The 26,837-nt window shown below is 72.7% G+C and carries 30 protein-coding genes; 19 read left to right on the top strand and 11 right to left on the bottom strand.

Translation table 11 applies throughout. From position 1 onward, the window contains the following. Positions 1 to 34: 34 nt before the first annotated feature. A complete protein-coding gene (locus OHA34_RS15340; RefSeq protein WP_329522012.1) occupies positions 35 to 919 on the bottom strand; it encodes a hydroxymethylglutaryl-CoA lyase in 885 nt (294 codons plus the stop codon). A gap of 79 nt (positions 920 to 998) precedes the next feature. On the opposite strand from OHA34_RS15340, the gene OHA34_RS15345 reads away from it, so the two are divergent. Both OHA34_RS15345 and OHA34_RS15350 read left to right on the top strand, forming a co-directional pair. After that, positions 999 to 1,646 carry a GntR family transcriptional regulator gene (locus OHA34_RS15345; protein ID WP_329522013.1) on the top strand — a complete coding sequence of 216 codons (648 nt, stop codon included), beginning with the start codon at positions 999 to 1,001 and terminating at the stop codon, positions 1,644 to 1,646. Continuing rightward, positions 1,643 to 2,848: a CaiB/BaiF CoA transferase family protein gene (locus OHA34_RS15350; RefSeq protein WP_329522014.1), complete on the top strand. Its 1,206-nt coding sequence runs from the start codon at positions 1,643 to 1,645 to the stop codon at positions 2,846 to 2,848. Before OHA34_RS15345 ends, OHA34_RS15350 begins: the two co-directional genes overlap by 4 nt. Before the next feature lie 35 nt (positions 2,849 to 2,883). Here the strand turns inward: OHA34_RS15350 and OHA34_RS15355 are convergent, their stop codons facing one another. Then, positions 2,884 to 3,522 carry an HD domain-containing protein gene (locus OHA34_RS15355; protein ID WP_285941855.1) on the bottom strand — a complete coding sequence of 213 codons (639 nt, stop codon included), beginning with the start codon at positions 3,520 to 3,522 and terminating at the stop codon, positions 2,884 to 2,886. A 429-nt stretch (positions 3,523 to 3,951) separates the two neighbouring features. Here OHA34_RS15355 and OHA34_RS15360 point away from each other — a divergent pair, with 429 nt between their 5' ends. From OHA34_RS15360 to OHA34_RS15405, 10 genes are all read left to right on the top strand, one after another. Next, positions 3,952 to 5,202, top strand: a complete 1,251-nt coding sequence (locus OHA34_RS15360) for an aminotransferase-like domain-containing protein (protein ID WP_285941856.1) — start codon at positions 3,952 to 3,954, stop codon at positions 5,200 to 5,202. Between the two features lie 2 nt (positions 5,203 to 5,204). Beyond that, on the top strand, positions 5,205 to 6,908 hold the full coding sequence (locus OHA34_RS15365) for a thiolase C-terminal domain-containing protein (RefSeq protein WP_329522015.1): 1,704 nt from the start codon (positions 5,205 to 5,207) through the stop codon (positions 6,906 to 6,908). A gap of 42 nt (positions 6,909 to 6,950) precedes the next feature. Beyond that, complete coding sequence (locus OHA34_RS15370) at positions 6,951 to 8,267, top strand: phenylacetate--CoA ligase family protein (protein ID WP_329522016.1); 1,317 nt, start codon at positions 6,951 to 6,953, stop codon at positions 8,265 to 8,267. A gap of 32 nt (positions 8,268 to 8,299) precedes the next feature. Further along, positions 8,300 to 9,193 (top strand): branched-chain amino acid ABC transporter permease, encoded by an 894-nt coding sequence (locus tag OHA34_RS15375; protein ID WP_285941858.1) that lies wholly within the window; start codon positions 8,300 to 8,302, stop codon positions 9,191 to 9,193. Continuing rightward, entirely contained in the window at positions 9,194 to 11,083 is a 1,890-nt protein-coding gene (locus OHA34_RS15380) for a branched-chain amino acid ABC transporter ATP-binding protein/permease (RefSeq protein WP_285941859.1), read from the top strand. Further along, on the top strand, positions 11,080 to 11,820 hold the full coding sequence (locus OHA34_RS15385; protein ID WP_285941860.1) for an ABC transporter ATP-binding protein: 741 nt from the start codon (positions 11,080 to 11,082) through the stop codon (positions 11,818 to 11,820). Before OHA34_RS15380 ends, OHA34_RS15385 begins: the two co-directional genes overlap by 4 nt. Continuing rightward, complete coding sequence (locus OHA34_RS15390) at positions 11,817 to 13,064, top strand: ABC transporter substrate-binding protein (protein WP_329522017.1); 1,248 nt, start codon at positions 11,817 to 11,819, stop codon at positions 13,062 to 13,064. Before OHA34_RS15385 ends, OHA34_RS15390 begins: the two co-directional genes overlap by 4 nt. 28 nt (positions 13,065 to 13,092) lie before the next feature. After that, positions 13,093 to 14,595 (top strand): AMP-binding protein, encoded by a 1,503-nt coding sequence (locus OHA34_RS15395; RefSeq protein WP_329522018.1) that lies wholly within the window; start codon positions 13,093 to 13,095, stop codon positions 14,593 to 14,595. Between the two features lie 97 nt (positions 14,596 to 14,692). Beyond that, the gene (locus tag OHA34_RS15400) at positions 14,693 to 15,322 is read left to right on the top strand and encodes a TetR/AcrR family transcriptional regulator (protein ID WP_329522019.1); all 630 of its coding nucleotides are present in this window, start codon (positions 14,693 to 14,695) and stop codon (positions 15,320 to 15,322) included. Next, positions 15,319 to 15,912 carry a TetR/AcrR family transcriptional regulator gene (locus OHA34_RS15405; RefSeq protein ID WP_285941864.1) on the top strand — a complete coding sequence of 198 codons (594 nt, stop codon included), beginning with the start codon at positions 15,319 to 15,321 and terminating at the stop codon, positions 15,910 to 15,912. The genes OHA34_RS15400 and OHA34_RS15405 overlap by 4 nt, the downstream gene beginning before the upstream one ends. Positions 15,913 to 15,990: 78 nt before the next feature. Here OHA34_RS15405 and OHA34_RS15410 read toward each other — a convergent pair whose 3' ends face one another. Further along, complete coding sequence (locus OHA34_RS15410) at positions 15,991 to 16,617, bottom strand: snapalysin family zinc-dependent metalloprotease (protein ID WP_329522020.1); 627 nt, start codon at positions 16,615 to 16,617, stop codon at positions 15,991 to 15,993. Between the two features lie 401 nt (positions 16,618 to 17,018). Between OHA34_RS15410 and OHA34_RS15415 the strand changes: the two genes are divergently transcribed. Beyond that, complete coding sequence (locus tag OHA34_RS15415) at positions 17,019 to 17,813, top strand: SAM-dependent methyltransferase (protein ID WP_285941866.1); 795 nt, start codon at positions 17,019 to 17,021, stop codon at positions 17,811 to 17,813. 124 nt (positions 17,814 to 17,937) lie between these two features. On the opposite strand, the gene OHA34_RS15420 is transcribed toward OHA34_RS15415, so the two are convergent. Further along, a complete protein-coding gene (locus OHA34_RS15420; RefSeq protein WP_285941867.1) occupies positions 17,938 to 18,951 on the bottom strand; it encodes a phage baseplate protein in 1,014 nt (337 codons plus the stop codon). Between the two features lie 145 nt (positions 18,952 to 19,096). Further along, a complete protein-coding gene (locus OHA34_RS15425; RefSeq protein WP_329522021.1) occupies positions 19,097 to 19,324 on the bottom strand; it encodes a hypothetical protein in 228 nt (75 codons plus the stop codon). A gap of 637 nt (positions 19,325 to 19,961) precedes the next feature. On the opposite strand from OHA34_RS15425, the gene OHA34_RS15430 reads away from it, so the two are divergent. Continuing rightward, positions 19,962 to 20,918: a PRC and DUF2382 domain-containing protein gene (locus OHA34_RS15430; protein WP_285941869.1), complete on the top strand. Its 957-nt coding sequence runs from the start codon at positions 19,962 to 19,964 to the stop codon at positions 20,916 to 20,918. A gap of 102 nt (positions 20,919 to 21,020) precedes the next feature. On the opposite strand, the gene OHA34_RS15435 is transcribed toward OHA34_RS15430, so the two are convergent. Both OHA34_RS15435 and OHA34_RS15440 read right to left on the bottom strand, forming a co-directional pair. Continuing rightward, positions 21,021 to 21,323: a hypothetical protein gene (locus tag OHA34_RS15435; RefSeq protein WP_329522022.1), complete on the bottom strand. Its 303-nt coding sequence runs from the start codon at positions 21,321 to 21,323 to the stop codon at positions 21,021 to 21,023. Positions 21,324 to 21,487: 164 nt separating this feature from the next. Beyond that, on the bottom strand, positions 21,488 to 22,108 hold the full coding sequence (locus OHA34_RS15440) for a hypothetical protein (RefSeq protein ID WP_285941871.1): 621 nt from the start codon (positions 22,106 to 22,108) through the stop codon (positions 21,488 to 21,490). Between the two features lie 200 nt (positions 22,109 to 22,308). Here OHA34_RS15440 and OHA34_RS15445 point away from each other — a divergent pair, with 200 nt between their 5' ends. Next, positions 22,309 to 23,100 (top strand): AraC family transcriptional regulator, encoded by a 792-nt coding sequence (locus tag OHA34_RS15445; protein WP_285941872.1) that lies wholly within the window; start codon positions 22,309 to 22,311, stop codon positions 23,098 to 23,100. Between the two features lie 92 nt (positions 23,101 to 23,192). Here the strand turns inward: OHA34_RS15445 and OHA34_RS15450 are convergent, their stop codons facing one another. From OHA34_RS15450 to OHA34_RS15460, 3 genes are read right to left on the bottom strand one after another with little or no spacing between them, the layout of a single operon-like run. Then, positions 23,193 to 23,381, bottom strand: coding sequence for a hypothetical protein (locus tag OHA34_RS15450; protein WP_329522023.1), 189 nt, complete (start codon positions 23,379 to 23,381; stop codon positions 23,193 to 23,195). Positions 23,382 to 23,392: 11 nt separating this feature from the next. After that, complete coding sequence (locus OHA34_RS15455) at positions 23,393 to 23,704, bottom strand: hypothetical protein (protein ID WP_329522024.1); 312 nt, start codon at positions 23,702 to 23,704, stop codon at positions 23,393 to 23,395. Beyond that, positions 23,701 to 23,910: a hypothetical protein gene (locus tag OHA34_RS15460; protein ID WP_329522025.1), complete on the bottom strand. Its 210-nt coding sequence runs from the start codon at positions 23,908 to 23,910 to the stop codon at positions 23,701 to 23,703. The genes OHA34_RS15455 and OHA34_RS15460 overlap by 4 nt, the downstream gene beginning before the upstream one ends. A 202-nt stretch (positions 23,911 to 24,112) precedes the next feature. Here OHA34_RS15460 and OHA34_RS15465 point away from each other — a divergent pair, with 202 nt between their 5' ends. The 3 genes from OHA34_RS15465 to OHA34_RS15475 all read left to right on the top strand — a co-directional run bounded on the left by OHA34_RS15465 (position 24,113) and on the right by OHA34_RS15475 (position 25,453). Beyond that, positions 24,113 to 24,916, top strand: a complete 804-nt coding sequence (locus OHA34_RS15465; RefSeq protein WP_329522026.1) for a helix-turn-helix domain-containing protein — start codon at positions 24,113 to 24,115, stop codon at positions 24,914 to 24,916. After that, on the top strand, positions 24,913 to 25,116 hold the full coding sequence (locus OHA34_RS15470) for a DUF397 domain-containing protein (protein WP_329522027.1): 204 nt from the start codon (positions 24,913 to 24,915) through the stop codon (positions 25,114 to 25,116). The genes OHA34_RS15465 and OHA34_RS15470 overlap by 4 nt, the downstream gene beginning before the upstream one ends. Positions 25,117 to 25,249: 133 nt before the next feature. Then, positions 25,250 to 25,453, top strand: a complete 204-nt coding sequence (locus tag OHA34_RS15475; protein WP_329522028.1) for a DUF397 domain-containing protein — start codon at positions 25,250 to 25,252, stop codon at positions 25,451 to 25,453. Between the two features lie 31 nt (positions 25,454 to 25,484). On the opposite strand, the gene OHA34_RS15480 is transcribed toward OHA34_RS15475, so the two are convergent. Continuing rightward, on the bottom strand, positions 25,485 to 25,610 hold the full coding sequence (locus OHA34_RS15480; protein ID WP_285941879.1) for a hypothetical protein: 126 nt from the start codon (positions 25,608 to 25,610) through the stop codon (positions 25,485 to 25,487). A gap of 117 nt (positions 25,611 to 25,727) precedes the next feature. Here OHA34_RS15480 and OHA34_RS15485 point away from each other — a divergent pair, with 117 nt between their 5' ends. After that, a complete protein-coding gene (locus OHA34_RS15485) occupies positions 25,728 to 26,753 on the top strand; it encodes an RNA polymerase subunit sigma-70 (RefSeq protein WP_329522029.1) in 1,026 nt (341 codons plus the stop codon). The last annotated feature ends 84 nt before the right edge of the window (positions 26,754 to 26,837 follow it).

Here is a 26,837-nt window from a genome sequence, read left to right on the forward strand (position 1 = left end):
CCGGGTCCCGGTGGCGTCCGAAGGCCGTCCGGGGTCAGAATCCGCCGGCGCGGCCGAGCAGGGCGGGGGCGGGCTTGCCGAGCAGCCCGCCGAGCCAGGTTCCGGTCTCGGCGACGGCCGCCATGTCGATCCCGGTGCTCACGCCGCCGCGGTGCAGCGCGTACAGCAGGTCCTCGGTGGCGATGTTGCCGGTGGCGGCGGGCGCGAACGGGCAGCCGCCGAACCCGCCGGTGCTGGCGTCCAGCACGGCGACGCCCTCGTCCACGGCGGTGAGGGCGTTGGCGTAGCCGGTGTTGCGGGTGTTGTGGAAGTGGCAGCGCAGCGGCGTCCCGGGGGCGGCCTCGCGGGTCCGCCGGGCCAGGTCGCGGACCTGCGCCGGGACGCCCACGCCGATGGTGTCGGCGAGCGCGATCTCGAACGCGCCCGCGGCCTGCGCGCGGCGGGCGATCTCGGCGACCCGCGCGGGCGGCGTCTCGCCCTCGAACGGGCAGCCGAACGCCACCGCGACGGTCATCCCGGCGGGCACGCCCGCGTCCCGGGCCGCCGCGGCGATGCCGTCCCACTCGTCCAGCATCTCCGCCATCGTGCGACCCTGGTTGCGGACGCTGAAGGTGTCGGAGGCGACCACGACGACGTTCACCTCGTCCACCCCGGCGGCGAGCGCCCGGTCGAGACCGCGGCGGTTGAGCACCAGCCCGCTGTAGGAGACGCCGTCGCGGCGCGGCACGCCGGCCATCACCTCCTCGGCGCCGGCCATCTGCGGGACCCGGCCGGGGTGGACGAACGCCACCGCCTCGATCCGGCGGGCACCGGCCGACACGCTGCGCGCGATCAGCTCGATCCGGTCGTCGGGGGACAGCACCCGGTCCTCGTTCTGGAGCCCGTCCCGGGGGCCGACCTCCAGCACTGTTGTATGCAATCTTCCCTCACCTCCGCCTTAATTCTGGCATATGGCCTCTATTGTGGCTATATTGCATGCAATCAACGGAGGAGGGGCCGTGCCGCGCGCCACCGACACCGCCTACGAGGCGGTCCGCCAGATGATCCTCTCCGGCGAGGCCGGGGCGGGCAGCCGGCTCGGCGAGTCCGAGCTGGCCGAGACGCTCGGGCTGTCCCGCACCCCCGTGCGCGAGGCGCTCCAGCGGCTCGGCTCGGACGGGCTGGTGGAGGTCCTCCCGCACCGCGGCGCCCGGGTCGTCCAGTGGACCCCGGCCGATCTCGACGAGATCTTCGAGCTGCGCGCGCTGCTGGAGCCGTACGCGGCGGCCCGCGCGGCCCGGCAGGCGCCGGACGAGACCGTCCTGGCCGATCTGCGGGCCCAGTGCGCGGCGATGGAGCGGGCCGCGGCGGACGGCGACCTCGGCCTGGTCGCCGACCTGAACGCCCGGTTCCACGCCGCCGTCATCGACCTGTCGGGCAACCGCCGGCTGCCCGCGATGCTGACCTCGGTGATCCACGCGCCGCTGATCCTCGGCACCTTCCACCGCTACGACGCCGAGTCGATGGCGCGCAGCATGAACCACCACCGCGAGCTGGTCGCCGCCCTGGAGGCCCGCGACCCCGCGTGGGCCGAGGCGGTGATGCGCGCGCACGTGCGCGCCGCCGCGGCCCGCCTCACCGGCCAAGCCGAAGGAGACCCACGATGACCGGCACCGACGACCTCCCCGCCCTCGGCGACCTGCGGGTGGTGGAGATGGGCCAGCTCCTGGCCGGGCCGTTCTGCGGCCAGCTCCTCGGCGACTTCGGCGCCGAGATCGTCAAGATCGAGCCGCCGGGCGCCGGCGACCCGATGCGCGAGTGGGGCCGGGAGAAGCCGCACGGCAAGTCGCTGTGGTGGCCGATCCTCGCCCGCAACAAGAAGTCGGCCACGCTGAACCTGCGGACCCCCGAGGGGCAGGAGCTGGCCCGGCGGATCATCGCGCGGGCGGACGTGCTGGTGGAGAACTTCCGTCCCGGGACGCTGGAGCGCTGGGGCCTGTCCCCCGCGACCCTGCACGCCGAGAACCCGCGGCTGATCATCACACGGGTCACCGGCTACGGGCAGGACGGCCCGTACTCGCCCCGCGCCGGGTTCGGCTCGGTCGGCGAGGCGATGGGCGGCATCCGGTACGTCACCGGCGATCCCGACAAGCCGCCGTCCCGCGCGGGCATCTCGCTCGGGGACGAGCTGGCCGGCACCTTCGCCGCGCTCGGCACCCTGGTCGCGCTGCACGCGCGGCACCGCACCGGGCGCGGGCAGGTGGTCGACTCGGCGCTGTACGAGGCCGTCCTGGCGATGATGGAGTCGCTGATCCCGGAGTGGGACATCGCCGGCTACCAGCGCGAGCGCACCGGGTCGGTGCTGCCGAACGTCGCGCCCAGCAACGTCTACCCCACCCAGGACGGGCCGATCCTGATCGCCGCCAACCGCGACACCATCTGGCGGCGGCTGGCCGAGCTGATGGGCCGGCCCGAACTCGGCGACGACGAGCGCTACTCCAGCCACGGCGCGCGCGGCGCCCACGCGGCCGAGCTGGACGACCTCATCGGCGCGTGGACCGCCGGGCAGGAGTCGGGGCCACTGCTGGAGCTGCTGCACGAGAACGGCATCCCCGCCGGGCTCACCTACCGCGCCAAGGACATGCTCGCCGACCCGCACTACCGGGCCCGCGAGGCGATCATCCGGCTGGCCCACCCCGAGTTCGGCGAGTTCCCGATGCACAACGTCTTCCCGAAGCTGTCGGGGACGCCCGGGGAGGTCCGCTCCCTCGGCCCCGAGCTCGGCGAGCACAACCACGAGGTCTACGGGACGCTCCTCGGCCTCGCCGCCGAGGAGATCACCCGCCTCACCGCGGCCGGCACCATCTGACCGGCACCATCTGACCGACACCGGCCGAGTGGCACCTACTCGGGCCAGGCCGACTCCTGGATCACCTCGACGAAGTCGCCGCGGCGGAAGCCCGGCACGAAGTGCTCCAGGACGTCGGCCTTGACGTTCCCGAACGTGGTGTCCGGCCGGTCCTTGATCCCGTCGGTGAACGCGGCGAGGATCTGCCGCTTGAAGTCGGGGCGCGGGTGCGCGGCGACGACGGCGGCCCGCTGCCCGTCGGTGACGGTGTCGTAGCCGATGCCGAGCACGTCGAGTTCGACGCCCCGGGTGACCAGCGCGATCTCGGGCGCCATGTGCAGCGGGATCTCCGGGGTGGTGTGCAGCGCGATCCCGGTCCAGGCCAGCTCGGCCGCGGCGGCGTCGGCGCCGTGCGCGAGCAGGAAGCGGCGGGCCTCGTCGGCGCCGTCGATCTCGAACCGCTGATCGGTGCGCCGGTACCCGGCGGTGAGCCCGAGGTCGTGGAACATCGCGGCGACGTAGAGCAGCTCGGGGTCGTACCGCAGCCCGTCCCGTGCGCCGCGCAGCGCGCCGAACAGGTAGACGCGCCGCGAATGGTGGTAGATCAGCGGCGGCGCGGCCTCGCGGACGAGCTCGGTGGCCTCGGCCACCAGCGCGGTGTCGGGGACTTCGGGAAGTGCGGTGCTTCCTGCCATGGTGACCTCTCCTCGCGCAGGGCCCGGCACGCCGGCCCATCTGTCCGTCCTGCCGTCTCCCCTCTTCCCGCTACCTGCCCGCGCGGACCGCGGACCGCACCTCCCGCGGTCCGGCGCCGTCCCGCTTCCGCCGGACCGCACCGGCCGCCCACCGCTGGGGATCGGCCTGCTGGGCCGACCTGAATAGTTGCTCACCTTATGGGACGAGCAGCGAAACGGGCCAGGGTGCCGGTCTTTTTCTCCGACCGGGCGATCACACGAACGCCCTTACGCAGCCTGGAGTTTAGGGCTCCGAGGGGTGGCCCCGGTCACAAATTCGGGCCTTGACGGCCGCGCGGACGCCTGTCTAGCTTCACCTGAAGATTGATTCACTCCAACGGCGCCGGCCCGCCCGTGAGGGCGGGCGCCGCCGTCAACGGGAGGTCGCTGATGGACGCGCGTTCGCTGTACTCCACCCTCGCCCTGGACGGGCCGCCGCTGTTCTTCCCGGACCCGCCGGCCCAGATCACCTTCAACTTCGACCAGGGCATCGCGGCGCAGGAGAGCTTCCCGATCGAGGAGCTGAAGGAGCTGGCCGGACGCGTCCTGGACCGCGACGGGGCCAGGGCGCTGGAGTACATCTCCTTCGGGCACGACGACGCGACCGGCGACATCATCTACCTGCCGAGCTACGTCGAGCTGGTGCTCGGCAACACCGGGCTGCGCGAGGAGCTGGCCCGCTGGCTCGGCCGCCGGCAGGGCGTGGCCGGCCTCGGCCCGGACAACTTCATCGTCACCTCGGGCTCGGTCCAGGCGATCGCGCTGGCCACGATGGCGTTCGTCAACCCGGGCGAGGGGGTGCTGGCCGAGTCGGCGTCCTTCCCCTACGCCACCCGGTTCCTCCAGATGCGCGGCGCCGACCTGCGGACCGTCGACATCGACGACCAGGGCCTGGTGATCGAGTCGCTGGAGCGGCGGCTGGAGGAGTTCCGGCGGGACGGGATCCGGCCCAAGCTGCTCTACCTCATCCCGACCTTCCAGCTCCCCACCGGCGCGGTGCTGCCCGAGGACCGGCGGCGCCGGCTGCTGGAGATCGCCGAGGAGTGGGACCTGGTGGTCCTGGAGGACTCCATCTACGCCGACCTGCGCTACGACGGCGAGCCGGTGCCCTCGCTGCTCAGCCTGGACACCTCGGGCCGGGTGATCCAGTCGCACGCCTTCTCCAAGGTGATGGCGCCCGCGCTCCGGCTCGGCTGGATGGCCGGGCGGCCCGACATGATCGAGGCGCTGGCCGCGGTCCGCCAGGACCTCGGCGTCAGCCAGTGGCTGTGCCGGCTGATGGCCGCCTACCTCGCCGAAGACCGGATGGACGCGCACCTCGAGTCCGCCAACGCGATCTACCGCCGCAAGCGCGACATCGCCGTGGCGGGGGTGCTCGAACACTGCGGCGAGTGGGTCGACTTCACCGTCCCGCAGGGCGGCTTCTACCTCTGGCTGCGGATGCGCGACGGCGTCGACTGGGAGAAAGCGCAGCACGAGGCGGTGATGGGCGGGGTGTTCTGCCGTCCGGGCGAGCGGTTCACCGACTCCGCCGACAGCGGCCGGTACCTGCGGCTGGCCTTCAGCCACGCGCCCGAGCACGAGCTCCGCCGCGGCATCGAGGTCCTCGGCGCCGCCATCACCAACGCCGCCAAGGGCTGAGCGTGGACGACGCCGGCCTCGCCTCGTCCGGGCTCCGGATCCGCCCCCGCCCGTCGGTCACCCCCGACACCGCCTTCTGGTGGGACGGGCTCACCGCGGGCGAGCTCCGCATCCAGCGCTGCACGGACTGCACGACGCTGCGGCACCCGCCGGAGCCCGGCTGCGCGAGCTGCGGCTCCCTGTCCTCGGACTGGATCGTCGCCACCGGCGCCGGGACGGTGCACAGCCACGTCCTCGTGCACGAGCCGCGCTTCGAGGCGTTCCCCGGCCCGTACACGGTCGCGCTCATCGATCTCGACGAGGGCGTCCGGCTGGTCGCGGGCGTCGAGGGCGGCGACGTCTCATCCGGGGACGTCGCGATCGGGATGCGGGTGCGGTGCGAGATCCGCGACTTCGACGGCCTCGCGCTCCCGGTCTTCGTCCCGCCGCGACCGGCCGGCGCGCGTCCCGCCGAGCCGGAGACCGCTCCGGAGACCGCTCAGCGGACCGGCCCAAAGGTCGCGCCCGCGAGGCATCCCGCCCGGCGCGAGGACGGTGGCTCGACCGGGACGGCCATCGCCGGCATCGGCGCCACGGAGTTCTCCGCCCGCTCGGGCCGCAGCGAGCTGCGGCTGGCGGTCGAGGCCGTCCGGGCGGCGCTGGACGACGCCGGGATCGCGCCGTCCGAGGTGGACGGGCTGGTGACGTTCGCGCACGACAGCAGCCCCGAGGTCGCCGTCGCGCGCAGCCTCGGGATCGGCGGGCTGAGCTTCACCGATCGCGTCCAGTACGGCGGCGGCGACTACTGCGCGACCGTCGCGCACGCCGCGATGGCGGTGCGGACCGGGATGGCGGACGTGGTCGTCTGCTACCGCGCGTTCAACGAGCGGTCCGGGCAGCGCTACGGCCTCGGGTTCGGCGACAAGCGCCCGCTGTACGACAGCGCCGACGAGGCGCAGTACGGCTGGTCGCTGCCGTTCGGGCTGCTGAACGCGGCGGGCTGGATCGGGATGTGGGCCCGCCGCTACATGCACGAGACGGGCGCGACCAGCGCGGACTTCGGGCGGGTGACGGTGGCGGCGCGGCGGCACGCGGCCACCAACCCGGCGGCCCGCTTCCACGGGCGGCCGATCACGCTGGAGGACCACGCGGCCTCCCGGTGGATCACCGAGCCGCTGCGGCTGCTCGACTGCTGCATGGAGAGCGACGGCGCGGTCGCGGTCGTCGTCACGTCCGTGGAGCGGGCCCGTGACCTGCGGCAGCGTCCGGCGGTCATCGCCACCGCGACGCAGGCGGCCGGGCCGTCCCAGCACGTGATGGCCGACTACTACCGCGACTCGGTGACCGACACCGCCGCGCTGGACCTGGCCGCGCGCCGGATCTGGGAGCGGTCCGGGCTCGGCCCGGACGACGTCCAGGCGGCGATCCTCTACGACCACTTCTCCCCCGCCGTACTCGCCCAACTGGAGTCGTTCGGCTTCTGCGGGCGCGGCGAGGCGGCGGCCTACGTCGCCGACGTCGGGATCGGCGTCGGCGACCGGATGGCCGTCAACCCGCACGGCGGCCTGCTCGGCGAGGCCTACATCCACGGGATGAACGGGCTCGCCGAGGCCGTCCGGCAGATCCGCGGGACGAGCGTCAACCAGGTCCCCGGCGCCCGGCACGTGCTGTGCTCGTCGCCGCCCGGCCTCCCGGCCAGCGCCGTCCTGCTGGCGTCCGACGGCTGAAACCGGCGCCCCCTGACCACCCCCCCATCACGAGGAGGACCCGTGCCGAACGACCCCGCACAGCTTTTCGACCAGGAGGACCCGGGCCGGGCGCTCTGGAACCCGGCCGCGCAGACGGCGGACGAGGAGACCCTCGGCCGGCTCCGCGCGGACGGCCTCGCCGGGCAGTGGGCGCGCGTGTGGGACCGTCCCATCGCCTACTACCGCGACAAGTACGCCGCCGCCGGGTTCGGCCCCGGGACGGTGCCGGACCTGGACGACATCCCGGTCACCACCAAGGCCGACCTGCGCGCCGACGAGGCGCTGCACCCGCCGTTCGGCACGCACCGCACCGTCGGCGTGGACGACGCCGTCCGGATCGGGCGGTCGACCGGGACGACCGGCGGCCGGCCGGTGTACGTGATGATGGGCCGCCGCGACCTCCAGGCGGCGATCGAGCTCCAGTCCAGGGCCGTGTGGGCGTGCGGGGTGCGGCCCGGTGACCGGTTCGCGCACAGCTGGCCGCACGGGCTGTACGTCTCGTCCGGCACGAGCGCGTTCTGGTACGTCAAGACCGGCGCGCTGGAGCTGCCGCTCGGCCCGCCCGACTCGCCCGAGACCGCCGAGGACCACGTCCGGCTGTGGGAGGAGTTCAGGCCGCGCGGGCTGATGGTCACCGGCTCGCAGCTGGAGACCTATGTGGAGGCGGCCGGGCGGATCGGCGTCGACCTCGCCGAGGTGCTCGGCGGCGCCACGGTCGTGCTGTTCGACCTCGTCTACCAGTTCGAGGGGCCGCGCCGGCGGGTCGAGGAGCGGTTCGGGTTCCGGATCCGCAACATGTCCGGCGCCGCCGACATCCCGGGCTTCGGCTGCGCCGACTGCGACCACCACCGGGGCGTGCACGCGCCCGCCGACCACGCGGTGATCCAGGTGTGCGACCCCGGGACCGGCCGGAGCCTCCCGGCCGGCGAGCGCGGGCACCTGGTGGTCAGCACGTTCGGGATGAACGCGTTCTTCCTGCGCTACGACCTGGAGGACATCGCCGTCCTGGAGAGCGGGCCGTGCCCGTGCGGGCAGACCGGCCAGCGGTTCCGGGTGCTCGGCCGGGCCGCCGACCAGGTCCGCGTCGCCGGGCGGTCGGTCCTGCCGGTGGACGTCCAGCTCGCGCTGGACCCGCACGGCGCCCCCGAGTTCCGGCTCCTCGGCGCCGGCGACCCCGGCCGCGACCGGCTCGAACTGCGCCTCGAATGCGCGGACGCGGGGGACGCGGCGCGCTTCACCGAGATCCTCGCCGCCGATCTGGGCGTGCCGGTCACCGTCGAGCCGGTCGAGCCCGGCACATTCCCGAGGTCCAGCTTCAAGCCACGCCGCGTGGGCTAGCCGGCCAGGCGGTCCAAGAAAGGAGTCGGGTCATGCCCGACAGCTGGGAACCCTACATATCGGCGCTGGTCGCCGGCCTGGGCGTCGGTGGCGTGTACGCGCTGGTCGCGATGGGCTACAACCTGGTCTTCCGGGCCACCGGAGTGTTCAACCTCGCCCAGGGGCAGCTCCTGTCCTACGGGGCGCTGATCGGCTTCACCCTCTGGGTCACGCACGGCACGCCGCTGCTGCTGGCGCTGCTCGCGGTCACCGCCGCGGTCGCCGCGATCGGGTTCCTCCAGGAGCGGATCACCGTCGCGCCGCTGTCCCGGGCCGGGAGCAACTCGATGGCCTGGGTGATCACCACGCTGGGCGCGTCGGTCGCGCTGGAGAACGTGGCGCAGCTCGTCTGGGGCGGCGACCAGCATCCGGTCCCGTCCCTGATCGAGCTGGACGCCTGGAGCATCGGCGGCGCCACCGTGCAGCCGGCGAACATGCTGATCCTGCTCACCGCGCTCGCCGTCGCCGCCGCGCTCACCGCCGTCACCCGGTACACCCGGGCGGGCAAGACGTGGAGTGCCACCGCCGAGGACGCCGAGGCGGCCCGGGTCCGCGGGATCAACACCCGGCGGGTCGGCGCGGTCTCGTTCGCCGTCGCCGCCGCGATCTCCGGGTTCGCCGGGTTCGTGGTGGCGCCGGTCACCGGCGCCTCGTTCGACATGGGCTCCTCGCTCACGCTGGCCGGGTTCGTCGCGATCGCCGTCGGCGGCTTCGGCTCGGCGGGCGGGGCGCTGGCCGGCGGGCTGATCCTCGGGGTGATCAATTCCGAGGCGGTGCTGGTGCTGTCGGCGGCCTGGCAGGACGTGGTGACGCTGCTGGTGCTGCTGGCCATCCTCGCGGTCCGCCCGAACGGCCTGTTCGGCACCTACCGGGAACGGGTGATCTGAGTGACCGCCGTCCTCAAGACGATCGCGGGCGTCCCCGGCGGGACCGCCGGGCGGCGTCCCGGCACCGCGCGGGAGATCGCGCTCGTGGCCGTGTTCGCCGTCGTCGCGGTGCTGCCGCTGATCGCCGGCGACAAGTTCTGGACCCGCAAGCTGTTCGTCATCGCGGTGATGTCAATCGTCGCGGTGGGCCTCAACCTGGTGCTCGGCTACGCGGGCGAGTACGCGCTCGGGCAGGTCGGCATCTTCGCCGCCGGCGCCTACGTCACCGGCGTGCTGACCGCCACCTACGGCTGGAACGCGTGGGCGGCGATGCTCGCGGGAGTGCTCGCCGCCGCGCTGATCGGGCTGGTCGCGAGCGTCCCCGGGCTCCGGGTCGGCGGCTGGTACTTCGCGCTGACCAGCCTGTTCATCGCCACCGTCATCCCGCAGACCGTCAAGATCATCCCCAAGCCGACCGGCGGGGAGTTCGGGCTGGCCGGGATCGACCGGCCCACCGTCCTCGGCCACGCGCTGTCGACCCCCGCGCTGTACGCGCTGTCGCTGGTGCTGCTCGGGCTGTCGCTGCTCGGGCTGCGCAACCTCACCCGCTCGACCTGGGGGCTGGCGTTCGCGTGCCTGCGGCGCGGCGACATCTGCCTGCGCTCGGTCGGGGTGTCGCCGACCCGGGTCCGGCTGACCATCTACCTGCTCGCCGCGGTGCTGGCCGGGGTCGGCGGCGCGGTCTACCCGTTCCTGGACGGGTTCATCAGCCCCGACGCGTTCCCGCTGTCGCTGTCCATCCTGATCATCGGCGCGACCATCATCGGCGGCAGCGACGCGGTCTGGGCGCCGGTGATCGGCGTGGCGATCCTCCAGTTCGTCCCGGAGGTCTCGGACCGCTTCGACAAGTACGCGCTGCTGATCTACGGCCTCGCGCTGGTGCTCGGCTCGCTGCTGCTGCCGCGCGGCCTCGTCGTCCCGCTGCGCCGGGGCGCGTCCGCGCTGCTCGCCGCCGCGGCCAGGCCCGGCGCGGGCACCGGCGGGGGCACCGGCACCGGCGGCGTCCCGGCCGGGGGCACCGGCTCGGCGGACGCGGCGGTGGCCCGGCTGACCGGGGCCGCCGACCCCGGCGCCGTGCTGGAGGTCGCCGGGCTCGGCAAGGCGTTCGGCGGCAACCAGGCGGTGGCGGACGTGTCGTTCACCGCCCGCCCGGGGCAGATCACCGCCGTCATCGGCGCGAACGGCTGCGGGAAGACGACCACGCTGAACCTCATCTCCGGCTTCTACCGCGCCGACCGCGGGCGGGTCGGGGTCGGCGGGACGCCGCTCGAGGGCCGCGCCCCGCACCGCGTCGTCCGCGAACGCGTGTCCCGCACGTTCCAGACGCCGCTGCTGCTGCCGGACCGCACCGTCCTGGAGAACGTGATGGCCGGGATGCTGACCCGCACCCCGGTCGGGGCGGCCACCGCGATCCTCGGCCTCCCCGCCGCCCGCCGCGCCCGCGCCGGGTTCGCGGCGGACGCCGCCGACCTGCTCGCGTTCGCCGGCCTCGCGCACCTCGCCGGGCAGGAGGCCGACACCCTCAGCCCAGGACGGCAGCGGCTGCTGGAGGTCGCCCGGGCGCTGGCCGGCTCGCCCGCCGTCCTGCTGCTGGACGAGCCCGCCGCCGGGCTGGTCGGCGCCGAGGTCGACGAGCTGGCCGCGCTGCTCCGCGCCGTGCGCGGCGCGGGCGTCGCGATCGTGCTGGTCGAGCACAACATGCGGCTGGTCATGGGCCTCGCCGACCACGTCGTCGTCCTCGACACCGGCACCGTCATCGCCACCGGGACCCCGGACGAGGTCCGGGCGGACGCCGCGGTGGCGCGCTCCTACCTGGGCCGATCACGCACCGAGAAGGGAGAGGGACTGTGACGCTCGTACTGGATTCGCTCGCGGTGAGCCGCGGCCGGACGGCGGTGCTGCACGACATCTCCCTGACGGTGTCGGCCGGCGAGTTCGTGTGCCTGCTCGGCCCGAACGGCGCCGGGAAGACCACCGTGCTCGACACCGTCGCGGGCCTGCTGCGGCCCCGGGGCGGCACGCTGACCTGGGAGGGCGCCGACCTCGGCCGGACGCCGACGCACCGGCTGATCTCGCTCGGCGTCTCGTACGCGATGGAGGGCCGCCGGCTGTTCAAGCGGCTCAGCGTCGCCGACAACCTGATGCTGGGCGCGCCGCCCCGGATGGGCCGGGCCGCCGCGGCGGCCGAGCTCGACCGGATGCACGAGCTGTTCCCGCCTCTGGCCGGACGTCCCGGCGAACCGGCGGGCGCGCTGTCGGGCGGGCAGCAGCAGATGCTGGTCATCGCGCAGGCGCTGATGTGCCGGCCGAGGCTGCTCCTGCTGGACGAGCCGTCCGCCGGGCTCGCGCCGCGCCTGGTCGAAGAGGTCTTCGACGGGCTGCGCAGGCTGCGCGGCGAGGGCGGCCCGGCTGTGCTCCTCGTCGAGCAGGACACCGCCGACGCGCTCGCGCTGTGCGATCGCGGCTACGTCGTCGACGACGGCCGGGTGGCCTTCGGCGGCGCCTGCTCCGACCTGGCCGAGGACCCCCGCGTCCAGGCCGTCTACCTGGGCGGCGCCGCCGCCGTTCCGGAAGGGGATGCCACGTGACCACCACACGCCCGGGAGCACGGGCGCGCGCGAGAGCACGGGCGCGCGCGGCGGCGGTGGCCGCGGGCGCGGTCCTCGCGACGGCGCTCGCCGGCTGCGGCGGGACGGGACCGGCCGGCGGCGGTGCGGCGTTCCGGATCGTCTCCCCCTACGACGGCTCCGGCAAGCAGGCGATCATCGGGCAGACCTACCGGCCCGGCCTGGACGCCGCGGTCGCCGAGATCAACAAGGCCGGCGGGATCCTCGGCCGTCCGGTCCGGGTCGACTACGTCGACGTCCAGTCCGATCCGCAGCGCGCCTCGGACAAGCTGAACGACGCGCTCGCCCGGCACGACTACGGCGCGGTCGTCGCCGCGTCGGCCGGCACCACCACGCTGGCGATGCTCCAGGCCGTCAAGGTCAACGGCGTCCTCGGCGTCTTCACCGGCGGGGTGCCCGACGCCGCCGACCCCGGCAGGTACCCGACCCAGTTCGACCTGAAGTACCCGACCGCGGCGCAGGCCAAGGCCGTCGGCTGCCTCACCCTCGGGCAGCGGCCGAAGACCGTCGGGCTGCTGCACCTCGACGGCCAGCTCCAGAACGCCGAGGCCGACATCTGGAAGCAGCAGTTCCGCGCGGCGGGCGTCCGGGTGACCGGCGACGAGAAGTTCCCCGCCGACCAGCTCGACCTGACCGCGCAGGTGCAGCGCCTCGCCGCCGCCAAGCCGGACGCCGTCGTCCTGGAGACCTACGGGCCGACGCTCAAGACCGCGTTCCGCGCGATGAAGGACGTGGGCCTCAAGGCGCGCGTCGTCGGCGGCGGCAACGTCACCGCGACGCCGCCCGAGGTCGTCCTCGGCGGGCTGGACCTGGTCCCGCCCGGCACGGTCGCGATGGCCTGGCCCGGCGCGGTGCGGGTGGACGGCGAACTGACCGCCGCGCAGCGCCGCGCGCTGGCCGCGATCGAGCCGCGCACCAAGGGGGTGTGGCGCGGGTCCCTCTCGCAGTACCTCTACAACTACGACGCCGTCCACCTGGTGAAGTGGGCCGCCGAACGGGCCGGTTCGGCCGATCCCGGGGCGATGCGGCGGGCGCTGGAGTCGCTCGGCGGGGCGCCCGCGGAGACCGGCGCGGTGACCGCCCCTGGCTACACCCCGCGCGACCACGGCTACCCCGCCGACGCGACCTTCCACGCCGCCGACCTCACCGTCCCCGCCCAGCAGGGCACCTACACCAGCCGGGGGCCGATCCGATGCCCCGCCTGATCCTCGACACCGGTTCGGAGCCGCCCCGATGACCGACCGACTGCACGCCTTCACGCTGGCCGACATGGTGCGCGAGCAGGCCCGCACGCTGGGTCCGGCGACCGCGGTCGTCGACGGCGCGGACCGGCTCTCGTTCGCCGCCATGGACCGCGCCTCGAACCGGTGGGCGCACCGCCTGGCGGACCGGGGGGTGGGGGCGGGCGACCGGGTCGCCTGGCTCGGCCCCGGCGACGCCCGGACCCTGCACGCGCTGTTCGCCGCGGCCAAGCTCGGCGCCGTCCTCGTCCCGCTGAACCTGCGCAACACCGCGGCGGAGACGGCGTGGGCCCTGCGCGCCGCCGGCCCCGCGGTGGTCCTGACCACGACCGCGCACCTCCCCCTGACCGCGGGGGTGGACGGGCTGACGGTCGTCGACGTCGAGGCCCCGGACGAGGCCCGCGCGCTGGAGGCCGCCCCGGACGGCGACATCGACCCCGGCGCCGACTCCGACGGCGGCCACGACGACGAGCGTCCCGTCCTCGGCGTCTTCACCGGCGCCTTCTCCGGACGGCCCCGGCTCGCGCTGGTCACGCACCGCGCGATCGTCACGCAGAGCCTGGTGATCGCCGCGTACCGGCTGGTCGAGCCCGGGGCGACCCGCTACCTGGCGTCCGGCCCGATGTTCCACGTCGGGGTGCACCTCAAGCTGCTGGCCACCTACCTGTTCGGCGGGCGGGCCGTGCTGGCGCCCGCCGCCGACGCCGAGACGCTCTGCCGGCTCGTCCAGGACGAGCGCGTCACCAGCGCGCTGCTGTTCACCCCGACCATCGACCGGATGGCCGAGGTGAACGCGGGCGGGCGGTTCGACCTGAGCAGCCTGCGCGACGTGCCCGCGCAGCCGTCCGGGGACGGCGCCGCCTGGTACGCGATGACCGGCTGCCCCCGTCCGGACGGGCCCGGCACCACCGGGTACGGGCAGACCGAGACGTACGCGATGGCGACCTTCGAGGCGCGCGGGCCCGCCGGGGACGGCGCGTTCGGCCGTCCCTCCCCCGTCGCCGTCGTCCGGATCGAGGGCCCGGGCGGCGCCGAGGCGGCGGCCGGCGAGGCGGGCGAGATCACCGTCCGGGGGCCGCAGGTCATGGCCGGCTACGCGGACGCGCCGCCGCCCGCCGGGCGGCACCGCACCGGGGACCTGGGGATCCGGCATCCGGACGGCACGCTGGACTTTCTCGGCCCCATCCAGGAAGTGATCAAGACGGGCATGGAGAACGTCTACCCGGCCGAAGTGGAAATCGCGCTGAAAAGGCACCCCGCCGTCGCCGACGCGTGCGTCTTCGGCGTGCCGGACCCGCGCTGGGGCCAATCCGTGCGCGCCGCCGTCGAACTCACCGGCGGCGCGGAATGCGATCCCGCCGACCTCATAGAACACACCAGACGGCACATAGCGAGCTACAAGAAACCACGCTCGGTCGCCATCGCGGCCCGGCTTCCCCGGACGGCCGGGGGCGGCCTTGACCGTGCCGCCATCCGGGAGAAATGGGGACAGTGAATCCGCTAGCATGACCCTTTCGCAGTTGTCGCCGTCGTCGGTGAACGCGGCCTTCGAGTGCGCTCGACGACCCTCCCCACGCCATTTTGGAGTCATCGTGCCCGCCCACGACGATGGACCCTCGGACAGCCTCACCGCGCAGGGCCGCCGCACCCGCGCGGCGCTGGTCGAGGCCGCCGAGACCGTCTTCGCCCGCCGCGGCTACGCGCGGGCCCGCATCGGTGACGTCACCGACGAGGCCGGCGTGTCGGTGGGAACGTTCTACAGCTACTTCACCTCCAAAGAGGCGATCTTCGCCGACGTCGCCGCCGCGTACCGGCACCGGCTGCGGACCGGCCTCGCGGACGCCCCCGACGGCGGGGACGCCCCCGGCGGCGGGGGCGCGCCCGCGATCCGCGACCTCAACCTGCGCTACCTCGACGTCTTCGCCGAGAACCCGCGGCTGTGGCGGGTCATGGAGGAGGCCGCGCTGTCGATGCCGGAGCTGCGGCCCGCCGTCGCGGGGTGCCGCCGCGAGTTCACCGACGCCGCGCTCGCGGTCGTGGCCCGCGCGTCCGGCGCCGTGCCCGACGCGGCGCTGACCGCGCTGGCCCTGACCGCGATGAGCGAGCAGTGCGCCGTCCAGTGGTTCACCGGCGATCCGCCCCCGCCCGGCGCGCGCGCCGACGCGGCCGGGCGGCTCACCGAGATGTGGGCGCGCATGCTCGGCATCGGGGAGCCGGCGTGACGGCACCGCGCGGCAGGCAGGCGATGCAGACGCGCGGCGCCCTGCTCCGCTCCGGCCGGAAGGTGTTCGAGCAGCGCGGCTACCACCGCGCCCGCATCGCCGACATCGCGTCCGGCGCCGGTGTCTCGGTGGGCGCCTTCTACAAGCATTTCGGTTCCAAGGCCGACCTGTTCCGGCACCTGCTGATTACGGTGGAGGACGAGGTCTACGGCGAACTCGCCGTCCACCGCGAGAGCCCCGGCTCACCGCGCGAGCGCATCCACCAGACCAACACGCTCTACATGCAGGCATTCAGCCGGAACGCGGAGTTCTGGGCGGCGATCGAGGAGGCCGGGCTCACCGACAAGGAATCCCGCGCCGTCCTCGATGAGCGCAGAAAGTACTATCTGGGCCGGACCCGGCGGGCCATTTCCCGATGGCAGGACCAGGAGCTGGTCGATCCGCGCATCGACGGCCACGACGCCGCGATGTTCCTGGGCGCGATGACCGAGCGCTGCGCCTATCTCGTCTTCGTCTTCGGCGAGCCCGTCGACCCCGACCGGATGACCGAGACCCTCACCCGCCTGTGGACCCGGGCCCTCGGCCTCTGACCCCGCGGCCGGCCGCCGGCCCCCGACCGACCACGGCCCCGCGGAGCGCCTTCCGCGAGGCCGTGGCCGGCGTGCGGGTCAGCGGCGGGCGGCGGCGGGCTCCTCGGTGAGGAGCGCACCCGCGGCGACGCGCGCGACGCCGTTCTGGAAGTTGGCCTCGACCTCGGCGATCTCGGCCGGGTTGGGGTTGGGGTTGCGGCAGCCCGTGCCGGCGCTGGCGCCCGACATCAGGTCCTCGCACAGCCCGGTGCGGTCGTCGGGAAGCCCGAGGATATGGCCGAGTTCGTGCGCGGCGATCCGGGGCGGGTAGTGCCCCTCCTGGACGGCCTGGCGGCCCATCCACACCGTGCCGCGGCCGAGGCCGGCGGGCTGCGTGCGGGGCCAGCCGTCGTCGGCGTGGACGACGACGTCGGCCGGCGTCCCGGGAGTGAACTGGACGCTCTGCACGCGCTCGTTCCAGATCCGCGCGCCCTCGTCGACGTCGGCCTGGAACTCGGCGGAGCCGCTCGCGTCGTACCTGATCGTGCGGACGGCCCGCACGGCGGCGGCGGACGCGGAGGCGGCGGACGCGGAGGCGGCGGGAGCGGACGCCGACGCGGACGCCGGGGAGACGGCGCCGGTCAGGAGGACCAGACCGAGGAGCGCGCCGGCGAGGGACAGGAGCTTGGACAGGGTGACGGCGCCCGGTGGGCGGCGCTTGTTCATGAACGGTTCCCTTCACGGGACGGCGGGGGGCGTACTGACCGCAGGGCCCTGCGGGTCGCCGGCTCCGGGTGCTACAGCGGTCACGCCCGGGCCCGGCTCCCCCGACTATCGACCAGCGGCCCCGCCCGCGGCCAGCACCGAACCGCCCGCGCCGCCGGATTCGATGACCGGATCGAAGCGCACGCCCCGGCGGAACCTCGTCGACCTGCGAGAACGCGGCGGGTCTCATTCCGGTCTGAACGGGCGGGCAGTTTTTGACCATCGGCGCGGGCCACCCTGAAATAACTGAACGGCCCGCGCGTGGACGCGACCGCCGGCGGCACCGGGCCTAGGATGCCGCGACAAAGGCCACTTCTCGCGCGGCCGTCAACGAACCACCCCGTCATGACAGAAAGCGTGCGATGCCCGATTCCCTCAAGCTCGACACCAGCGTTCCGCACTCGGCCCGGATGTGGAACTACCTGCTGGGCGGCAAGGACCACTACCCCGTCGACCAGGCCGCCGCCGACCGGATCACCGCCGTCTTCCCCGGCATGGTCGACATCACCCGGCACTCCCGCGCCTTCATCGGCCGCACCGTGCGGCTCCTGGCGGGCGAGCGGGGGATCCGCCAGTTCCTGGACATCGGCACCGGCCTGCCGACCGCCGACAACACCCACGAGATCGCCCAGCGGGCGGACCCGTCCTGCCGGATCGTCTACGTCGACAACGACCCGCTGGTCCTGGTGCACGCCAAGGCGCTGCTCACCAGCACGCCGGAGGGCGCCTGCGACTACATCGACGCCGACGTCCGCGACCCGGACCGCATCCTCCGCGAGGCCGCCCGGACGCTGGACCTCAGCCGGCCCGTCGGGCTGATGCTGATGGGCATCCTCGGCCTGGTCGCCGACTACGACGAGGCGCGGGCGATCGTCCGGCGGCTGATGGACGCGCTGCCGCCCGGCAGCTACCTGGGCCTGAACGACGGCACCGACACCGATCCCGCGTACGTCCGGGCCCTGCGCCCGCACAACGCCAGCAGCGGCGCGGTCCCGTACACGCCGCGCAGCCCGCAGCAGATCGAGGGGCTCTTCGAGGGGCTGGAACTGCTGGAGCCGGGTGTGGAGTCGTGCTCCCGCTGGCGGCTGGAGGCTTCTCCGTTCGCCACGCCCCCGGAGGTCGCGGTGTTCGGCGGCGTCGCCTACAAGCGGGGGTGACCGGGCGCCGCCGTCCCCTTTCGCCGCCGGGCCTCACAACCTAGTGCGCGGACGGTGCGCCGGGAGCCGCACCGTCCGCGCCGTTGGGCCGGACGTCCTCAGGAGACGTCCTGGCGGGACGTCCTTAGGGGATGAGGACGTTCTTGTAGAAGAGGTTGGACCGGCGGTCCCCCTCAGCCCCGGAGGCGAATCCGAGGAAGAGCCGGACCTCACCGGAGCCCGTCCGGAAGATCCCCAGGCCCTCCGGCTCACGGTAGGTCAGCGTCGCGCCGGCCTTGCTGAAGGTGGGCCCGGCGACCCGCTTGCCGGTGCTGAGGTCGATGGTCGACAGCTTGGTGTTGCCCGGCGACGGGTTGGTCTTGCCGTAGGCGTTCCCGTACGCGGTGTACAGGTACCTGCCGTACACCGCGTACCCCTGGAACGTCTCGCCGTTCTGCGAGGGCTGGGCGATGTCGGCGACCGGGTTGCCGTACTTCTTGGCCTTCACGTCGGCCAGGTTGAAGACCGTGACCCGCCAACTCCCCTTCTTGTACCGCATGGCGAGCCGGTTGTTGACCGGGTCGATCGACGCCGTGACGCCCTCGCTGCCCGCGACCGGCTTGTACTTGGTGAGCGCGGACGACTTGTTGGTCAGCGTCTTGCCGCTGGTGAACTTGAACCGGGCGAGCTGGGTGCCGCGCGCGCTGGCGCCCGTCGGGTCCACCTCGGCCCACAGGTAGGTGGAGGTGCCGGACGGCTCCACCCCGATCGAGACGCCGTGCCCGAAGCCCTTGAGGTACATGTACCCCTTGAGGTTCCCGGCGAAGTCGAGCTGGCTGATCGCCAGGTCGCCGTTCTTGTCGGACGCCGAGCCGTTCTTCAGCTGCGCGACGAAGAGCCTCTTGTTCCGGGCGTCGAACCCGAGGCTCTGCATGACCGTCTTGTCCTTGAGCTTCTTGTGCCTGAACAAGTCGTAGGACGGCTTGGGCAGGTCGAAGCGCTTGGAGGCCGGCAGGGCGGCGGCGCGGGCCGCCTTCAGCCCGGCGTCGGAGTCCGCCCCGCCCGCCGAGCACCCGCTGAGGGCCAGCGCCAGCGCGACCATGGCCGCGGTGCCGCCGACCATGGCCCGGCCCGCCGGGCCGGAACTGCGTTGTGTCACTACTGCCACCTCCTGTCCGTCAGGTCGTGAAGATCACGATTCCGACGGAACAGTAGCGGCTTGCTGGGAGAACGTCCCAATTTCTCCCAGCAACGGACACCCCGTCCGGGGTGACGACCGGACGGCGGCGGGCCCGTCCACCGGCTCAGGAGGCGGCGCGGGTACCGGCGTCGCCCGCCGCCACCGGGGCGGCCCGTTCGGCCGAAAGCGCGTCCGGGTGGACGACCGCCACCGGGGTCCCGGTACGGATCAGGCGGTGCGCCCCGGCCAGCCGGACGCCGCGTTCGGGCCCCCATCCGAATGAGCCGAGGCCGTTCGACGGCCGCCGCTTCAGCGTCGCGTGCACCTGGCCGGCCAGGCCCCCCGCGCTCACCCGCGCCCGGGGCCTGGGCCGCGGCCTCGGCCTCGGCCTCCGCGCGACGGAGCAGGTCCCAGCAGAGGGGTTCGAGCCTGATACGGACGACGGCGTGGATCGCCTCAACGGTGCTGAGCGCCCGTTCCATCCGGCGCTGAGGCCGCCCCCGGTAGGCGACGAGGAGGGCGTCCCCCTGCCAGGAGTAGACCTCGCCGCTCTGCGCCTTCACCAAGGACTCGGCCTCGGCCCAGAAGGTGCCGACGAGCTGGGCCGCCCGCGCCGGGTCCGGGCCCAGGGCGTGCACGATGTCGCTCCACCCGCGGAGCGTACAGCTCGGCCCGGGCCATCCGGCCGCCGGCGGCGCCGTTCCGAGGCGGGGCGCCCACCAAACCGCCACCCCCAAAACTGCGGGAACGCATTTCCCCATGTGCGCCTAAAAACCCGCCGGACCCTTTCTCTGCGAGAGGGTCTCCCCTCGCCCCCACCAGCGTCGTCGTCGCCCCATCCGGTGCTCAGATCGCGACCGGGAGGGCATGTTTGCCGGGTCGGCCAACGGAAAAGCCCCCAGTAACTCCGACAAGTCACGCCAATTAGACCATTCACGGGTAGCGGGGAGCCCGCCCCCCGAGGATCGTTCAAGAGCGAGGTGTTCCGCGTGCAGACACAGATGAGGGTCCAGGACCTGATGGGCTCCGCCGTGACCGACAGCAACGGCAGCAGGGTGGGGACCATCAAGCAGGTCTACCTGAACGACGCCTCCGGCGCCCCCGAGTGGGTGACGGTGCACACCGGCTGGTTCGGGATGCGGGAGAGCTTCCTCCCACTCTCCGGGTCCAACAAGTCCGGTGAGACGCTCCAGGTGCCCTACGACAAGGACACCATCAAGGACGCGCCGAACGTCGACGCGGACGAGCATCTGTCGCACGACCAGATCGTCGACCTCTACCGCCACTACGGCGTCCGCCCGCCGTCGGGCAGCGCCCCCGACACCGGCCGCTCCGACTCCGCGGGCGAGGCCGCCGCCGGCGGGGCGGCGGGCGGGGCCGCCGGCAGGACCGGCATGGGCGCCCCGTCCGACAAGGCCGCCACAGGGTCGGCCGCCACGGGCGGGACCGGGACGGCGGGCACCGGCAAGACCGCGACGGGGAAGGCGTCCAGCCGCGGGCAGGAGGCGCGGAGCCAGACCATGGGCCGCATGGACGAGGGCATGTCCACCACCGAGATGACACGGTCCGAGGAGCAGATGCGCGTCGGCACCGAGCAGCACGAGACGGGCCGCGCCCACATCCGCAAGTGGGTGGAGACCGAGCAGGTCGAGCGGACCGTCCCGGTCGCGCACGAGGAGCTCAGGATCGAGCGGGAGCCGGTCACCGGCGACGCCGCCCGGGGCAAGGTGAGCATCTCCGAGGACGACCTGGAGGTCGTCCTGCACGAGGAGCGCCCGGTGATCGCCAAGGAGACCGTGGCGGTCGAGCGGATCCGGGTGAGCACCGACCGGGTCGAGGAGCAGGAGACCGTCCGCGGCGAGGTCCGCAAGGAGCACGTGGAGGTCACCCAAGACGAGGACACCCCCGGGAAGGGCGGCGGCAAGCCCTCCCCCGGCGGGAGCTGACCGCCGGACGTTCTTCAAAAGCCCGGCCCAGCGTCCTCGCCTGGCGGCGAGGACGCTGACCGCGCTCGGGCCACACCGAAAGGCGCGCCCCACTCCCCAGGCTCAGGGCGCGCAGGTCGCCCCGGTGTCGCTGGCCCACGTCGTCGTGTAGACGTTGTCGCCGATCTTCACGTACGCCGTGGCGGGCACGCAGATCGTGTGGTCGCCCACCGCCGTGTCCCGGACGCGGACCTCCCGCGGCTCGTCCTTGCAGTTGAGGTAGTAGGGGACGTAGTTGAGGTCGTTGTACCCGCAGGTCGGCGGACTCGCCGGCGCCCCGCCGACCTCGGCATCGGCCGGCGCCGCCATCCCCAGCCCCAGCACCGCCGCCGCACCCAGTCCGGCCGTCAACACGCGTCGCTTCATCGACGTTCCTCCAGAATCGCGGATAAAGATCTTGTCCGGACACTAAGCGACCATTGTCAGTTGATCAAGACCGGACCGGAAGACCGTGATCGCGGACCGTGCTGCGGCCCGGCCGAAACACCCGATCAACGCCGCTCCACCGCGGCACGGTGCCGCCCGGCGCCTCAGTTGATGGAGGCGCTTTCCAGGACCGCGTCGACCCGTTTGCGCCCGGCGTCTCCGACCCGGACGGCCAAGCCGATCAGGAAGGCCGAGCGGGTGCCGTCCACCGCGATGAGGGTCAGCCGAAGATGGCCCGTACCGCCCTCGTCGTCCTTGAACTTCAGCACCACGGTGTGCGCGGGACGGCCGCTCACCTTCGTCGGCCGGGAATCCCCCATGGTCGAGTTCCCATACGGGTTGAAGAACTCCGCGTTCGACGCGGCCATGCTCTCCGCCGCCTGCTTGAGAGCGGACGACGGCAGGCCATCGCCCCGGCCGGCGAAGACGGCGGAAGCTTCCTTCCCTTCGGCTCCCCCTTCGCTGATGGACGAGGTGAATGCGTCGATCAGGTCGCCATTGTCTTCTTCCTTCCACCCCTCGGGGAGCTCGTAGGAGAGACCCGCCGACTTGTCCGTCACCCTGGGGCCGGTGTTGTTCGGAGTCGCGGACTCGTCCGTCACCCGAGGCACAGCGGTGTTCATGGTGGCCGCACCCGTCTGGAGATGACCGGCCGGTCTCAGGAACCATGCGACGGTGATTCCGGCTATCAGCACGAGAATCGTCGCCGATGCGACGATGGCCATTCGCGCCGATCGTGCGGACGAGTGCCGGGGCCTTCCCTCGAGCGGTGGCTTTGTCATGGCACCAGCCTTCCGCCGTGGCGCGGATTCGCCCTGAGCGCCTCTACTCAGTTCCGCTACTCAGGTCCGGCGGCGGCACCCGCCACCTGCATCGCAGGACTCGGCGACGGCCGCGTCCGGACAGAGACCGTACGGTGGGACGCGTGAGCCAAGTCGTCACGGAGGCCGCCCCCACCGGAGTGGGGGCGATCGTCGTCGGGCATTTCCCGCTGTCGTCGGGGAAGTGGATCGGCGCGCACCGCCACCCTCAGCACCAGCTGGCCTGGACCCGGCGGGGAGTGCTCGGCGTCGCCGTCGGCGACGCCTACTGGGTCCTGCCGCCCACCAGGGCGCTCTTCCTGCCTGCGGGGGTCGTCCACCGGACCGGCGCGACCCGCGACGCGGTGCTGTGCAGCCTCTACCTCGAACCGGACCGGTGCGCGCTGGACTGGGCCGAACCGACGCCGGTCGCCGTCGACGGGCTGCTGGCCCACCTGATCGACCACCTCGGCCGCCGCGGCCTGGCCGACGACGCGCGGCTGCGAGCCGAGGCGGTCGTGCTGGACCTGCTGCGCCCCCTTCCGGCCACCCCGATCGAGGTGCCGTATCCCGCCGACGAACGCGTTCGCGCCGTGGCCGACGCACTACTCGGCGATCCTGCGGACTCCCGGAGCCTGGAAGCGCACGCACGGGCCATCGGGGTGAGCCGGCGGACCCTGACCCGGCTGTTCGTCCGCGACACGGGCATGAGCTTCGACCGCTGGCGCACCCACATGCGGCTGCGGGCCGCCCTGCCACTGCTGGCCGAAGGCCGGCCGGTCTCGCACACCGCGCACGCCGTCGGCTACGCGACCCCGAGCGCCTTCCTCGCGGCGTTCCGCCGAACGATCGGCACCTCTCCGGGGCGCTACCTCAACGGAGACGCTCTGCACGACGTCCCCTCCGGGCCGTCGTGATCGAATCGAGCCGCACGCACGCGGTCATCCAAAACTCGGGCCCGGATTCTTCCGCTTGACCGGCGCCGTTTCCGGCGATAGGGGGCTCCTGATCACAACGCTCGGCTCACCTCCACAAGGCGTTCACGGAGAGTGAGACCATCGCTGGCCTTGAGCAACAGCCGGTCGCCCCAGACCGCCATCCAGATGGGACGGCGGAAGTCCGCCACAATGCCGAACTCGGGGAACTCCTTCCTCAGCCCGGCCAGATAGGCGGCCTGGTCGGAGATCTGGCCGTCCACGCAGGAATCGCTCACGTGGGCGCCCCGAGATATGCCTTGATCGCCATGAGCGCGTCGGTGATCCGATCGGCCTCGGCGATGGGCTGCCGCCAGGACGTGAAGTACCAGTACCGACCGCTGTCACTCTTGCGTGGAGCGCACGTGATCGTGTCCTGGGCGATCCGCCGGCTCACGCGCCACCCGGGCGCGGACGGGTTGCGGACGGTGATTCCCCCCGCGACGGGATCGACCGTGAATCCGTGGGCTTTGAGGTGTACGCCCAGCGCGCTCAGGTGCACGTGGGCTTCCGCGGCCGGGTTACCGTCTCGATCCGAGGTGCTCACAGCCGGTTCCTCACTGCTTCCGCGACCGTGAGCCGCTCAGCCAGGCGGGTTTGGGCGTCGCAGAGAAGCCACAGTTCTCCCTCGTCCCCGGCGGTGATCTCCTCCAGGCACCCGTTCAGCGTCTGGTAGTCGGACAAGCTGTGGACCCGGCGCGCCACGAGCGCATTGTCGAGCACGTCATTTCGCCACCCGAACACAGGTGGCATATGCCCAATCTTCTGGAGTTTGCCTGGACTCGTCCTTATGGTCATGCCGGGGAACCTCTCATCTGCGTCTCTGTCGAAATACTGAGACCAGGCTCACAGGCCAGGACTAGGCTCGGAAAGTGACCGATCACCAGCGGCGGTCCACCCGGCTATAGATCAACTCAACCCACCCCCCTGGTTAAGCGCTCCCCGGGAGACTCTCATGGCAGAAATCGACAACCCTGCCCGTGTGTTCTTCGGCACCGAACTTCGCCGCAAGCGCGACGAAAGCAGGCTGACCGGCAAGGAACTCGCCGACACACTCGGCTGCACCCCGCAGTGGATCAGCACCATGGAGAGCGGTCGCAAGATCTCCGAGCAGAGCGCCCACGACCTCGACACCTTCTTCAAGCTCGACGGCCACTTCCACCGCCTCTGGGACCTCGCCAACGACATCGAGCTTCGGACCGTACTGCCACCCGGGTTCACCGAGTACGCCGCACGTGAGTCGAAGGCCAGTACGGTTCGCATGTTCTGTGGACTACTGGTAGACGGCTTGTTTCAGACCGAGGGGTACGCCGGAGCCGTAGTGGGATCCATCAACGGGAGCAACACGTCCGACCTGATCAACAATCGACTGGAACGCCAGTCCATCCTCACCCAGAGTTCACCACCTCGCGTTTGGCTCACCATCGACGAAGTTATTCTACGGCGAGTAATAGGGGACCATGCGGTCATGCGGGAACAGTTGACGTACCTGCTGACTGCCTCCGAGCACCAGAACATGATGCTCCAAGTCGTTCCTTACAAGGCTGGATACCACGCGGGACTTGGGGGCAGCTTCACAATATTGGGGTTCGATGACGGCTCGAGCAACGCTTACACAGAGTCGGCCGGAGTTGGCACATTGATTAAGCAACCCGCAAGGTTGTCGGACTTCGTCGTACGCTGGGATCTACTCAAAGGCCACGCGCTCCCTGTCGCGGAGTCACGAGCCATGGTTAGAGCAGCGATGGAGGAACTATGAAGGACTTGTCGCCCGTTCGGTGGCGGAAGAGCAGCCGCAGCGACCATCAGGGCGGCGCCTGTGTTGAGGTGGCAAGTCTTACCGCGGTGATCGGCGTTCGGGACTCCAAAGACCCAGACGGCCCCCGGCTGGCCTTCAGCACCGCGGACTGGCGCGCGTTCACACGACAGATCAAGAGCAGCTCGCCCGACTCGGCCTGACCGCGCTCCCCCAACGAGCCCCCGGCCTCCAAGTCCGCTCGGACGGGGGCTCGTCCTCGGTCCAACCACTCAGAGGCCACGCACTCCCCGGCACAGAGTCGCGAGCCGTGGTCAGCACAGGAATGGAGGAACCATGAAGGACATGCCCGCCGCTCGGTGGCGTAAGAGCGACCACAGTGGTCACAGCGGCGGGGACTGTGTTGAGGTGGCGGACCTTGGTCCGGTGATCGGCGTCCGGGACTCCAAAGACCCAGACGGCCCCCGGCTGGCCTTCAGCACCGCGGACTGGCGCGCGTTCACACGACAGATCAAGAGCAGCTCGCCCGACCTGGCCTGACCAGACCGCCAACGAGTCCCCGGCCCCTGATTCACTCGGGCGGGGGCTCATCAGGCGGGGTCGGCGGGATGTGCCGTTCGGTGATGCCGAGCGCGCGGGCGAGTTGCGCCCACTCCTCGTGCAGCGCTTCCTCACGGCCCGCGTCGAGGTCGTCCATCGGATCACCCCGTACTGAGATGTTGAGACTCAAGGGCGGTCCCGGACCGATTCATTTCGGCGCTTCCCCGGGTCAGTATCCGGAGACGACCGCACGACGACCCCCTGAGGAGCGCGGATGACATCGCCGACACGCCCGCGTCCGGCCACCGGACATGACGACTTCGCCGACCGTGCCCGTCCCCACCGCCCCGAGCTGCTGGCGTACTGCTACCGGATGCTCGGCTCCGTGCACGACGCGGAGGACCTCGTCCAGGAGACCTACCTGCGGGCCGGGCGCAAGTACGACTCCTTCGAGGAATGCTGCTCGGTCCGCACCTGGCTGTACCGCATCGCGACCAACGCGTGCCTGACCGCGCTGGAGAACCGCGAGCGGCGGCCCCTGCCGGCCGGGGTCTGCGCCCCGTCCAGCGACCCCGGGGGGCCGTTCGCGGCGGCGTGGACGGACGTGGCCTGGCTGCAACCCGCGCCCGACGCGCTGCTGATCCCTCCAGTCGAGGACCCGGCGGTGGTCGCCGTCCGGCGCGGGACGCTGCGGCTCGCGCTGATCGCGGCGCTCCAGCTCCTGCCGCCGCGGCAGCGCGCCGTGCTGATCCTGCGGGACGTGCTGGCGATGCGGGCCGCCGAGGTCGCCGGACTCCTCGGCACGTCCGTCCCCGCGGTCAAGAGCCTCCTGCAACGGGCCCGGGCCCGGCTCGACGAGGTGGCGCCGAGCGAGGACGACGCCGCCGAGCTCCCGGACGCGGAGCGGCGGGAGCTGCTCGACCGCTACCTGGCGGCGTTCGAGAACGCCGACGTCGCGGCGCTGCTCGGCCTACTCACCCGCGACGCCGTCCTGGAGATGCCGCCGTACCCGGCCTGGTTCGCCGGACGCGACGCCGTCGGCGCCTTCCTCGCCGCCCATGTGCTGACCCGTCCGGGCCTGAACCGGGTGGTCCGGACGGCGGCCAACGGGCAGCCCGCGATGGCGGTGTACCGGCAGGGGCCGGACGGCGTCCACGGCGGGCACTGGATCATGGTGCTGGACGTCTCCGCCGCGGGCGTCGGGCGGATCACCGCGTTCCGCGAGGACCTCCGCCCGTTCGACCTGTTCGGCCTGCCGCGGGCCCTGCCACTGGAGCAGGAGGCGGTGCGGGGGCGGTGAACGGCGGTGGGCCCCGGGGAGCTACCCAGCCCCGGGGCCCGTGCAGGCCGCTGTCTGCGCACATCGGCGCCGTTTAAAGGCGGC

This window comes from Spirillospora sp. NBC_01491 (assembly GCF_036227065.1).
GTDB lineage: Bacteria > Actinomycetota > Actinomycetes > Streptosporangiales > Streptosporangiaceae > Spirillospora > Spirillospora xylanilytica.